Origin of the sequence: Lysobacter brunescens, from assembly GCF_042677005.1 — a bacterium.
Classification (GTDB): domain Bacteria; phylum Pseudomonadota; class Gammaproteobacteria; order Xanthomonadales; family Xanthomonadaceae; genus Lysobacter_I; species Lysobacter_I brunescens.
In genome coordinates this window covers 159982-172356 of the sequence record NZ_JBHTIF010000004.1, presented here as the reverse complement: position 1 = coordinate 172356, position 12375 = coordinate 159982, and the positions used below count along the sequence as shown (strand labels likewise).

Sequence of the window (12375 nt, the reverse complement as noted above, 5' to 3'; positions counted from 1 at the left end):
GACATCGTGGCCTTTGCGATCCTGCAGCATCGCACTTCCACGACCACTCCCGGATTCCCACCGCCATGACCGATGAACAGACCCTGCCGCACGACGAGAATGCCCTGATCGCCGAGCGTCGCGGCAAACTCGCGGCCCTGCGCGGCCAGGGCGTCGCCTTCCCGAACGATTTCGCGCGCACGCACTACGCCGGCGACCTGCAGGCGACCTACGGCGACGCCGAACGCTGGACCGGCGAGGCGCTCGATACCGAGGGCCTGCGCGTGGCCGTGGCCGGCCGCATCATGGCCAAGCGCATCATGGGCAAGGCCGCATTCGTGCAGATCCAGGACATGACCGGCACGCTGCAGCTGTTCCTGCAGGCCAACGCGCTGGGCGAGACCTACGATGCGTTCAAGCACTGGGACATCGGTGACATCGTCGGCGCCCAGGGCCCGGTGATGCGTACCAAGACCGGCGAACTCTCGGTGAAGGCCGAAACCCTGCGCCTGCTCACCAAGTCGCTGCGCCCGCTGCCGAGCACCTGGTTCGGCCTGAGCGATGTCGAACAGCGCTATCGCCAGCGCTACGTCGACCTGATCGTCAATCGCGAGGCGCGCGATGTCTTCGTCAAGCGTTCGAAGATCATCTCCGCGCTCCGCGGCTGGCTGGATGCGCGCCGCTTCCAGGAAGTGGAGACGCCGATGATGCATTACATCGCCGGTGGCGCCGCTGCGAAGCCGTTCGAGACGCACCACAACGCGCTCGATCTCGACCTGTATCTGCGCGTGGCGCCCGAGCTGTACCTCAAGCGCCTGGTCGTCGGCGGCTTCGAGCGCGTGTACGAGATCAACCGCAACTTCCGCAACGAAGGCGTGAGCACGCGGCACAATCCCGAATTCACCATGCTCGAACTGTACGAGGCCTACGCCACGTACCACGAGGTGATGGACCTCACCGAAGGCATGATCCGCGACGTCGCCCGCGCCACCATCGGCGGCGATTCCGACGACTGGGCCGGCACGGTGGAATGGGACGGCAACGCCATCGATCTCGCCAAGCCGTTCCGGCGCTGGAAGCTGGAAGAGGCGGTGCGCGAATGCAATCCGGAGATCAGCGTTGCCGATTGCCGTGATCGCGAAGCGCTGGCCGCGCACTGCGCGCGGCTGAAGATCCACGTCAAGCCGGCCTACGGCTGGGGCAAGCTGCTGCTTGAGATCTTCGAGAAGACGGTCGAGGCCGATCTCATCCAGCCGACCTTCATCACCCACTATCCTGTCGAGGTCTCGCCGCTCGCGCGCGAGTCGGACAGCGAGCCGGGCATCACCGATCGTTTCGAACTGTTCGTCGGTGGCAAGGAAATCGCCAACGGCTTCTCCGAGCTCAACGATCCCGAGGATCAGGCCGCACGTTTCCGTGCCCAGGTCGAAGCGAAGGAGGGCGGCGACGACGAGGCCATGCACTACGACGCCGACTACATCCGCGCCCTCGAAGTCGGGCTGCCGCCGACCGGCGGCCTCGGTGTCGGCATCGACCGCCTGGTCATGCTGCTGACCGGTTCGACCTCGATCCGCGACGTGCTGCTGTTCCCCTACATGCGCCCGGAAGCCTGAGCCCGCCGCACCTTTCGTCGCATCCTCGCGCGCCAGGGAAGGCGCGCAGTGCCGACCGTTCGTCAGTCGACCCTGTCTGGTCTTGCAGGGTCGATGCGATAACTTCCACGCCAACCCCGCTAACGCGCCTGCGCTGCCGGGAGTCGTTCATCTGCGCCGAATCAAGCGCTTATGCGCGGAATGCCCTGCGCAGAGGAGCCGTCGCGCCACTGTCGCCCGATGTTTGCCTCGGGGTATCAGATCGCCTGCGCTGGTTCACACTCGCATCGCCCGCCGTCTAGAATGGGTCGGCAATTCAGCAACATGCGGGGCATGGCATTGAAATTGCTTTAATTTCGGCGCAACGTATCGGCCAGCAACTTCACGAACCGCAAGGACGCACGGTATCCGCATGTGGGGCAATTCCGTGAAAATCGTCATCGTTGACGACCAGACATCCGCACGCACGATGCTGCGGCACATCCTCGAGGACATCAGCCCCGAGCTGGAAGTGTTCGATTTCGGCGATTCCGAGGAAGCCCTGCGCTGGTCGGAGAACAACCGTCCGGACCTGCTCCTGCTCGACTACCGCATGCCGGTCATCGACGGCCTGGAATTCGCGCGTCGCTTCCGTCGTTCGCTGGGCAACCGCGACGTACCGATCGTGCTGGTCACCGTGGTCGGCGACGAACCCATCCGCCAGGCGGCACTGGATGCCGGCGTCATCGATTTCCTGGTCAAGCCGGTGCGTCCGCGCGAACTCCGCGCACGCTGCCGCAACCTGCTGCAACTGCGCCAGCAGTCCGAATCGATCAAGCAGCGCGCGCTCTCGCTGGAGCAGCGCCTGCTGTCGAGCATGCACGAGGTCGAGGAGCGCGAGCGCGAAACCCTGTCGCGCCTGGCCCGCGCCATCGAGTACCGCGACATCGGCACCAGCGCCTATCTCGAGCGCATGGCGCATATCGCCGGGCTGATCGCCGAAGGCCTCGGGATGCCCGAGGACGAGGTCCGCCTGATCGAACTGTCGGCGCCGCTGCACGACATGGGCAAGATCGCGATTCCCGACGAAGTCCTGCTCAAGCCCGGTCCGCTCGACGAGCACCAGCTGAGCATCATGCGTCGCCATCCGCAGATCGGCCACGAACTGCTCAGCGGAAGCCAGAACCGCTTCATCCAGGCCGGCGCGACCATCGCGCTTCGCCACCACGAGCGCTTCGACGGCAGCGGTTATCCCGACGGCCTCAGCGGCGCGCAGATTCCGATCGAGGCCCGCATCGTCGCCGTGGCCGATGTCTTCGACGCCCTGATCTCGCCGCGGCCCTACAAGGCGCCGTGGAGCTTCGACAGCGCGCTCGACTTCCTCGTCGAGCAGAGCGGCAAGCTGTTCGATCCACAGTGCGTGCAGGCACTGCTGGACAACCGGGAGCGCTTGGAAGACATCTGCCAGCGCTACTCGACCGGGTCGCAACGGCCGGGGCTGGAGTGAACGCGCTGCGCGCCGCCTACCGCTGGACGCGCGCGAGGCTGACCAATCGGCCGGACACCGAGCACTCGCAGGTACTGGTCCGCATCGTCATCACCAGCCTGTTCTCGACCTACCTCGGTTGGGGCGTCAGCGGCGATGGCGGAACGACCGCGCTGTTCGAGGTCTGGCTCATTCTCGTGGGCGAACTGGTCGTCTCGCTCGCGCTCTTCGCCGCGATCCTGCGCAATCCGGGGGTTTCGCATTGGCGGCGCTGGGTCGGCATGGTGTCCGACTATGCCGCCATCGGTGCGGTCATGGCGCTGCAGGGCGAAGTGGCGTCGCCGCTGTACAGCATCTATCTGTGGGTGACGATCGGCAACGGCCTGCGTTTCGGTAGCCGTTACCTGCATTACGCCACGGTACTCAGCGTGCTCTCGTTCTTCGTGATGAGCCAGGTCACGCCGTACTGGCAGTCGAATCCCTATCTGTCCTGGGGTCTGCTGGCCGGTGCTGCAGCCGTGCCGCTGTATTTCTCGTCGCTGCTGAAGGCATTGACGCGCGCCATCGAAGACGCACGGCGCGCCAACGAGGCGAAATCCCGCTTCCTGGCCAACATGAGCCATGAACTGCGTACGCCGCTCAACGGCATCCTCGCCATGGCCGAACTGCTGTCGGCGAGCAAGCTGCAGAAGGAGCAGCGCGAGTCCGCGGACATGATCCACACGTCGGCGCAGACGCTCCTGCTGCTGATCGACGAAGTGCTGGACATCTCCGCCATCGAGGCGGGCAAGGTGCGCCGTCACGAGGAGGATTTCGATCTCAATCAGCTGCTGTCCCGCGTCTACCGGATGCTCATGCCGCAGGCGCGGGCGAAGGGGCTGGAATTCACCATCGATACCGATATCCGCATACCGAATGCGCTGCACGGCGATGCCAGTCACCTGACCCAGATCCTGCTGAACCTGCTGCAGAACGCCGTGAAATTCACCGAGCGAGGGAGCATCGCGCTGCATGCCGGCGAGCTGTCGCGCACGGACGAGCGGATCGTGCTGAAGCTCTCGGTGCGCGATACCGGCATCGGCATTCCCGAAGAAGCGAGGCAGCGCATCTTCCGTCCCTTCGAGCAGGTCGACAGCGGTCGCGACCGTCGTTACGGTGGCAGCGGCCTCGGCACGACCATCGCCAAGAGCCTCACCGAACTGATGGGGGGGCGCATCGGCGTCGAAGACAATCCCGGCGGCGGCACGCACTTCTGGGTGGAATTGCCTTTCCGGATCGCCCAGGCATCGAGTCAGTCCGAAGCGATGGGGGCGCAGGTCGAACAAACCGATGCCTTGCCCGGCGAACGCCGACGCATCGACGCGACAGGCAAGATCATCGATTTCGAGGATCCCTTCCTGCGGCATCGCATCCGGGTTCGCTCGATGCGCATCCTCGTCGCCGATGACCAGCCGACCAATCGCGTCGTGCTCCAGCGTCTCCTCGAAAAGGCCGGGCACAGGATCCTGTTCGCCGAAGACGGTGAGCAGGTGCTGGACGTGCTGGCCGGGGAAACGCCGGACCTGGTGCTGCTTGATCTGCACATGCCGGGGCTGAGCGGTCTCGAAGTCATCCGTCAGGCGAGGGTGATGCAGGCGGGGCATGCCCGGAAGACGCCGATCGTGGTGTTGTCTGCGGACGCAACCGTCGAATCGATGCGCGAAGCCGATCGCGCGGGTGCACGCACCTACCTGACCAAGCCGATTTCCGTGCCCAAGCTGCTGGACACGATCGCATCGATCGCTGCCGCCGAGGGCGAAATCGCACCCGTACAAACAGGCAATGCTGGTGCGGCGTCAGCCGATCCTGTGCTGGGCGATGCGGTCGACAAGGAGAATCCGATCCTCGTGGAGCTTGCCGGCATGGGCCTGGGCGACGAATTCATCCGCGATTTCGTCGAGCAGTGCCTGCGCGACATCGGACGTTCGATGTCCGGCCTCCAGCAGGCGGCGGCCAGTGCGGACTACGAAGCCATGCGCGAAGCCGCCCATGCCATGCGTGGCGTCGCCGAAAACATCGGCGCCACCCGTCTGGTCGAGCGCTGTCGGGTCGTGATGCGACTCGACAATGTGCAGATCAGCCGCCAGTCGCAGAACCTCACCAGCGACCTCGACGCGCTCGTCGAACAGACCGCATGCGAAGTGCGTGCGCAACTTCCCCGACTGCTCGGGTCCCATCATTCGCGACAGGACCCGCTTCCGGGTCCGGATCCGTGATCATCGGCATCAGGCCGTGGCGGCATCGAGCGACTGGTCGCGCTTGAACTGCGCGCGGACGAGACGCTCCATCGTACGCAGGGATTTTTCGCCGAGCTGCAGCGCGGTATCGACCCAGACTTCGGTGATCGCCATCATTTCTTCCATGGTGACCGGCTGCGCCATCGCGCGGACGCGATGCATGGCTGCGCGCGCGTGCGGGATGCGGCGGTTGTTGCGAATGATCTCGTCGACGGCGTTGCGTCCTTCGCCCTTGGGCACGAGCACGTCGACCAGGCCCATCTTGTGGAGTTCCTCGCTGCTGTAGATGTTGCCTTCGAGCATGAGGGTTTCGGCGCGATGCGCCGGGATGCGCTTGCACAGGAAGGAATACGCGCCCATTCCGGGGAACAGGTCGAACAGGACTTCGGGCAATCCCATGCCCACGCCTTCTTCTGCGACGATCGTGTGACAGCTCAGCGCAGCTTCGAATCCGCCACCCAACGCGTCGCCTTCGACGAGCGCGATGCTGTGCGCGCCGACGCCGAGTCCATTATGGAATGCATGGACGCCGCGGACGCACTGGCGTGCATAATTGAGGAGCGTGGTGCGATCGCGACCGCGGATCGCGTTGCAGAACAACTGCAGGTCGCCACCGAGGTTGAATACCGTGGGATGGCAGGAAGCGAGCACGATATGCGCCAGCTTGTGCGTTCCCTTGCTCTGCTCGTTGCGGATGCGGTCGGCGAGACTGTGCTGCCAGCCCAGGATTTCATCCACGAGTTCGTTGCGGAAGCAGGCGCGATCCGGACGCGATGCGAGATCCGCGTGCATGTTGCACCAGTACACTTCGCGCTGGATGTCTTCCTCGATCTGCAGCTTGGAGAAGCGCGGAACGATGTGGAGTTTTTCGATGTTGCTCATGGTGAATCCCCTTTGATTGGACTGCATGCCGTCCGGGCGGCGCGACATGCGAGTGGAAGTAGAGTGAAGCCCGGCCGAAGGTTGTATGCTCCGAAAAAACGGAAACTTCAAGATCGACCACCCCGCAATGTTCGACAGGTATGGGGTAATTCCGGGGAGTTTTGCCGTCAAAATGCGAATTCCGTCTCTTTATGGCCGCGATTCCGGCGGATTATCCGCTCGCAGGATTTTCTGATCGGATACCGTTTTCGAGCGCGTTGTATACGCATTTTCCGCATTACCGCGCAATCATTGCGCATGACGGAAGTGCGATTCTGCTAACTTTTTCTGACACGAATGCTAAAGGCTTGCGTCGCGTCGCCAAAGGATCGGCGTTCTGCGCGACCCGGGTTTGCGCCGGATTCTGCAGCGGCGCAGCGTCTGCTGCAGCCTCGGTGAAAGCCGTCGGTTCGTGGCGCGAAGACATGCCATGCATGTGTCGCATGCCATCAAACGCGATGCCCGGATGAATCAGGTCATTCCGCTTGCGCGATGGCAGCAGCGGTGGCTGCAAGGCGGCGAGGGTGTTCGTGACTGGGCGGAAGAGGCGTCGCCCGGAGAGTCGTCACGTGCCGCGTCGCGAGGACGCGGCACGTGGAAGCCCGCGATCAGGCAGGCGGCTGGTCGCGCAGTTCGCGACGCAGGATCTTGCCGACGTTCGTCTTCGGCAGTTCGGTGCGGAATTCGACGAATTTCGGCTGCTTGTAACCGGTGAGGTTCTCGCGCGCGTGCGCCTTGACCTGCTCGGCGGTGAGGTTGGGATCCTTCTTCACGATCACGACCTTCACTGCTTCGCCGGACTTGTCGTCGGGCACGCCGACGGCCGCGACTTCGAGTACGCCGGGCATCAGCGCGATCACGTCTTCGACTTCGTTCGGATACACGTTGAAACCGGAGACGAGGATCATGTCCTTCTTGCGGTCGACGATGTAGAAGAAACCGTTCTCGTCCATCTTCGCCATGTCGCCGGTATGCAGCCAGCCTTCGCTGTCGAGCACCTTCGCGGTTTCCTCGGGGCGCTGCCAGTAACCCTTCATCACCTGCGGGCCCTTGATGCACAGTTCGCCGACTTCGTCCACGCCCAGGGTCTTGTTGTCCTCGTCCTTCACGCAGGCATCGGTGGAGGAAATGGGCAGGCCGATCGCACCGTTGTAGTCGGCGAGATCCATCGGGTTGATGCATGCCGCCGGCGAGGTTTCGGTCAGGCCGTAGGCTTCGACCAGGGTCACGCCGGTCACCTGCTTCCAGCGTTCGGCCACCGCGCGCTGCACGGCCATGCCGCCGCCGAGCGTCAGGTGCAGTCTCGAGAAATCGATCTTGTCGAAACCGGGGGTGTTGAGCAGGCCGTTGAACAGCGTGTTCACGCCGGTGATGGCGGTGAAGGGGATCTTCGACAGTTCCTTGACGAAACCGGGCATGTCGCGCGGATTGGTGATGAGGTAGTTGTGGCCGCCGAACTTCATGAAGACCAGGCCGTTCGCGGTCAGGGCGAAGATGTGGTACAGCGGCAGCGCGGTGACGATCACTTCCTCGCCCATCTTGGCGTTCTGTCCGATCCACGCCGAGGACTGCTGCATGTTGGCGACGAGATTGCGATGGGTGAGCATCGCGCCCTTGGCGACGCCGGTGGTGCCGCCGGTGTACTGCAGGAAGGCGATGTCTTCCGGCCCGATCTCCACGTGCGGCAGCGCGTGCATCTGGCCGAGGGTCAGCGCGTTGCGGAAGCGGATCGCGCCCGGGATGTCGTAGTCGGGCACCATCTTCTTCACGTACTTCAGCACGAAGTTGATGATGTTGCCCTTCGGGAAGCCGACCATGTCGCCGAGGCCAGTGGTGATGACCTGCTTGACCTGGGTGTCGGCGACCACGTCCTGCACGGTCTTGCCGAAGTTGTCGAGGACGAGGATGGCGCTGGCGCCGGAATCGACGAGCTGGTGCCTGAGCTCGCGCGGGGTGTACATCGGGTTGGTGTTCACCACCGTGAGGCCGGCGCGCAGGATGCCGAAGGTGGCGATCGGGTACTGCAGGCAGTTCGGCATCATGATGGCGACGCGGTCGCCCTTCTTGAGCTTCAGCTCACCCAGCAGGTAGGCCGCGAACTGTTTGCTGTAGTGATCCACTTCGGCATACGTCAGCGACTTGCCCATGTTCGAGAACGCCGGGCGGTCGCGGTATTTCTCCAGCGACGACTGCAGCACGGCCACGATCGAGGGGTATTCCTCGACGTCGATTTCATGCGGTACGCCTGCCGGATAGCTCGCGAACCACGGGCGTTCTTGACTCATGGGATCCCCTCTCTCTTGCTGGAGTGCGGCCACTGCGGGCCGTTCATTGGCGGTTTCGACCGATTGGAGCATAGGCCCCCGGGAGCCGCAAGACGCCCCCGTATGTTTCGTCTGGCGACTTGCGATTGCCGGGCTCTCGTCCCGGTCGGGGCGTTGTGCGGAGGATTCGCGCGCCGGTGAGCGCCCTCGCGCCATGCGCGAGGGCCGGGCTTCCGTCCCTGCCGCTGAGGCGGGTCTTCACTGTGCCGCAAGCTGGCGGAGCACGTAGTGCAGGATGCCGCCGTGGCGAAAGTACTCGACTTCCTTTGGCGTCAGCAGCAGGACGCGGGCCTCGAAACTGCGTTCGACCCCCGCGCGGCGTGCGATGACCCGGGCGATCTTGCCGGCGCCATCGTCCAGACCGGCGATGTCGATCACCTCGCTCCCGTCCAGGCCGAGGGTCTGCGCATTCTCGCCGGGTGCGAACTGCAGCGGCAGCACGCCCATGCCGACGAGATTCGCGCGGTGGATGCGCTCGAAGCTCTCGGCGATCACCGCCTTCACGCCGAGCAGGTTCGTGCCCTTGGCCGCCCAGTCGCGGCTGGAGCCGGTGCCGTATTCCTTGCCGGCCATCACCACCAATGGCACGCCAGCGTCGCGGTAGCGCATCGCCGCGTCGTAGATCGAGAGCTTCTCGACGCTGCCATCGGCGGCGTAGTGCAGGGTGTTGCCGCCTTCCTCGCCGCCGAGCATCTGGTTGCGGATGCGGATGTTGGCGAAGGTGCCGCGCACCATCACGTCGTCGTTGCCGCGCCGCGAGCCGTAGCTGTTGAAGTCGGCCGGCTGCACGCCGCGGTCCTGCAGGAAGCGGCCGGCGGGCGAGTTGGCCTTGATGTTGCCGGCGGGCGAGATGTGGTCGGTGGTGATCGAGTCGCCGAACAGGCCGAGCACCCGGGCGCCATGGACATCCTCGATCCGTCCGATGGCCATCGTCATGCCTTCGAAATAAGGCGGATGCTTGATGTAGGTCGAGTCCGCATCCCAAGCATAGGCATCGCCATCCGGTGCGGCGATCGCGTTCCAGCGCGAGTCGCCGCGGAACACGTCCGCATAGTTGCGCGCGAACATTTCCGGACCGACGGTCGCGGCGATGAAGTCGCCGATCTCCTTGCTCGTTGGCCAGAGATCGCGCAGGTACACGGGCTGGCCGTCGCGGTCGGTGCCCAGTGGTTCTCGGGTCAGGTCGATGTCGACCGTGCCGGCCAGCGCGTAGGCCACGACCAGGGGCGGCGAGGCGAGGTAGTTCATCTTCACCTCGGGATGCACGCGGCCCTCGAAGTTGCGGTTGCCCGACAGCACCGAGGCCACGGCCAGGTCGCCTGCGGCGATGGCCCGTGACACATCGTCCGGCAGCGGGCCGGAATTGCCGATGCAGGTGGTGCAGCCGTAGCCGACCACGTGAAACCCGAGCGCTTCCAGGTCGTCGAGCACGCCGGCCTTCTTCAGGTAGTCGGTGACCACCAGCGAGCCCGGACCGAGCGAGGTCTTCACCCACGGGGCCGGCTTGAGGCCGCGCGCCACGGCATTGCGGGCGAGCAGGCCCGCACCGAGCATCACCGCCGGGTTGGAGGTATTGGTGCAGGAGGTGATGGCGGCGATGACCACTGAGCCGTCGCCCAGTTCGCGTGCGTTGGTCTTCGTCGGGGGCGAGGCGGCGAGATGCTCGGCCTGCGGCTGCGCGCCGCCTTCCTCTATGAATTCGGAGACCGCCGCGTCCTTGGGCTTGCGCTGCGCGGTGAGCCCGGCGACGTGCTTGCGGTAGTCGGCCTTCATGTCCTCCAGCAGCACACGGTCCTGCGGGCGCTTGGGGCCGGCCAGCGACGGGCGGACGCTGCCGAGGTCGAGTTCCAGCGTGGTGCTGTACGCCGCCGGAGGGGTGGCGGCGTCGTGCCAGAGGCCCTGCGCACGCGCATAGGCCTCGACCAGCGCGATCTGCGCCTCGTCGCGGCCGGACAGGCGCAGGTAGGTGATCGACTCCGCGTCGATCGGGAAGATGCCGCAGGTCGCGCCGTATTCCGGCGCCATGTTCGCGATGGTCGCGCGGTCGGCCAGCGGCAGGTGCTGCAGGCCGTCGCCGAAGAATTCGACGAACTTCCCGACCACGCCCAGCTTGCGCAGCATCTGGGTCACGGTGAGCACCAGGTCGGTGGCGGTGGCGCCTTCGGGCAGCCTGCCGGTCAGCTTGAAGCCGACGACCTGCGGGATGAGCATCGAACTGGGCTGGCCCAGCATCGCCGCCTCCGCCTCGATGCCACCCACGCCCCAGCCGAGCACGCCGATGCCGTTGATCATCGTGGTATGGCTGTCGGTGCCGAACACGGTATCGGGGAAGGCCTGCAGTTCGGTGCTGCCGTCGGGCAGGGCGACCTCGTGGGTCATCACCACCCGTGCCAGGTGCTCCAGGTTCACCTGGTGGACGATGCCGGTGTTCGGCGGCACGACCTTGAAGTTGTCGAAGGCCTTCTGGCCCCAGCGCAGGAAGGCGTAACGCTCGCGGTTGCGGGCGAATTCGATCTGGCCGTTCAGGTCCAGCGCCTCGGGCTTGCCGAAGACGTCGACCTGCACCGAGTGGTCGATGACCAGTTCGGACGGGATCAGCGGATTGATCTTCGCCGGATCGCCGCCGAGCGCGCGCATTGCGTCGCGCATGGCCGCCAGGTCGACCACGCAGGGCACGCCGGTGAAGTCCTGCAGCACCACACGCGCGGGCATGAAGGCGATCTCGGTGTCCGGTTCGCTGGCGGGGTTCCAGTGCATCACTGCGCGGATGTGCTCGGGCAGCACAGTGACGCCGTCCTCGTGCCGGAGCAGGTTCTCCAGCAGGATCTTCATCGAGTAGGGCAGGCGGGCCAGGGCCTCGTCGGCCTCCAGGCGATGAGCCAGGGCCGGCAGGCTGTAGGTGGTCAGGGACCGGTCGCCGGCCTGCAGCCGGGTGCGTGTACCGAAGGAATCGCGCATGGCTGGCTCCTCGAACTGTGGGGGATGGCCCGATTATGGCCCCCCTTTGCGACGGTTGGGCACGCCGGTCGGTCGCGCACGCGCAACCCACCGTTCAGCGGGGCTGCGTGGAGTATGCAAGGAAAAGTATGTAAAATTCGCCCATACTAGCCGAGGGATACCCGATGGAAGCCACCGTTGCCGAACGCGGCCAGATCACCCTGCCCAAGGCCGTCCGCGATGCCCTGGGCCTGACCAAGGGCAGTGTGCTCAAGGTCGAGCTGGAAGGCAGTCGCATCATCCTGCGCAAGAGCGTCGACGACGCCATTTCCCGCGCCCGGGGACGCTTCAAGCTCGACGGCTTCGCGTCCACCGACGAAGCGATGCAGGCCGTGCGCGGCCGCACCGCCGCCGAGGACGGCGAGGGCGGGGCCGAGGGGGCAGGCGAGGGATGATCGCGACATGATCGCCATCGACAGCCCGGTGCTGATCGACCTGCTGGCCGACGGCCCGCATGCCGACGCCGCCGAAGCCTGCCTGCGCCAGTGCCTCAGCGCCGGCCCGGTGGTGGTCTGCGACGTGGCCCTGGCCGAGATCTGCGGCGCGCTGCGCGACGGCGCCGAGGCCATGGCCGTGCTGGAGGAGATGAGCATCCGTTTCAGCCCGCTGGAGGCCAAGTCCGCCCTGCGCGCCGGCGAGATGCAGCGCCGCCACCGGCAGCGCGCTGGCGGCAGCCTTCGCGCCGCACCCGATTTCCTGATCGGCGCCCACGCACTGCTCCAGTGCAACGGCCTGATCACCCGCGACGACCGTTTCTTCCGCGAATACTTCAAGGGTCTCAAGCTGATCGTGCCGACGGTCTGAGTCCCAGCAACAAACCC

At 65.3% G+C, this 12375-nt stretch carries 7 protein-coding genes and 1 pseudogene; 5 read left to right on the top strand and 3 right to left on the bottom strand.

From position 1 onward, the window contains the following. Positions 1-65: 65 nt before the first annotated feature. The 3 genes from lysS (at position 66) to ACFQ0E_RS16155 (ending at position 5291) form a co-directional block, all read left to right on the top strand. Positions 66-1592 carry a lysine--tRNA ligase gene (lysS, locus tag ACFQ0E_RS16165; protein WP_386825578.1) on the top strand — a complete coding sequence of 509 codons (1527 nt, stop codon included), beginning with the start codon at positions 66-68 and terminating at the stop codon, positions 1590-1592. Positions 1593-1983: 391 nt separating this feature from the next. After that, a complete protein-coding gene (locus tag ACFQ0E_RS16160) occupies positions 1984-3057 on the top strand; it encodes an HD-GYP domain-containing protein (protein ID WP_137853430.1) in 1074 nt (357 codons plus the stop codon). Then, positions 3054-5291 carry an ATP-binding protein gene (locus ACFQ0E_RS16155; RefSeq protein ID WP_386825576.1) on the top strand — a complete coding sequence of 746 codons (2238 nt, stop codon included), beginning with the start codon at positions 3054-3056 and terminating at the stop codon, positions 5289-5291. The genes ACFQ0E_RS16160 and ACFQ0E_RS16155 overlap by 4 nt, the downstream gene beginning before the upstream one ends. A 9-nt stretch (positions 5292-5300) precedes the next feature. On the opposite strand, the gene ACFQ0E_RS16150 is transcribed toward ACFQ0E_RS16155, so the two are convergent. From ACFQ0E_RS16150 to acnA, 3 genes and pseudogenes are all read right to left on the bottom strand, one after another. Next, entirely contained in the window at positions 5301-6194 is an 894-nt protein-coding gene (locus ACFQ0E_RS16150) for a crotonase/enoyl-CoA hydratase family protein (RefSeq protein ID WP_386825574.1), read from the bottom strand. A 647-nt stretch (positions 6195-6841) separates the two neighbouring features. Beyond that, positions 6842-8518, bottom strand: a complete 1677-nt coding sequence (locus tag ACFQ0E_RS16145) for a long-chain fatty acid--CoA ligase (protein WP_386825572.1) — start codon at positions 8516-8518, stop codon at positions 6842-6844. Positions 8519-8821: 303 nt separating this feature from the next. Continuing rightward, positions 8822-11515 (bottom strand): annotated as a pseudogene (gene acnA, locus ACFQ0E_RS16140) (aconitate hydratase AcnA); the annotation flags it as partial. Between the two features lie 164 nt (positions 11516-11679). On the opposite strand from acnA, the gene ACFQ0E_RS16135 reads away from it, so the two are divergent. Further along, positions 11680-11949: an AbrB/MazE/SpoVT family DNA-binding domain-containing protein gene (locus ACFQ0E_RS16135; protein ID WP_137850778.1), complete on the top strand. Its 270-nt coding sequence runs from the start codon at positions 11680-11682 to the stop codon at positions 11947-11949. A 7-nt stretch (positions 11950-11956) separates the two neighbouring features. After that, positions 11957-12358 carry a type II toxin-antitoxin system VapC family toxin gene (locus ACFQ0E_RS16130; RefSeq protein WP_386825570.1) on the top strand — a complete coding sequence of 134 codons (402 nt, stop codon included), beginning with the start codon at positions 11957-11959 and terminating at the stop codon, positions 12356-12358. Positions 12359-12375: the final 17 nt, after the last annotated feature.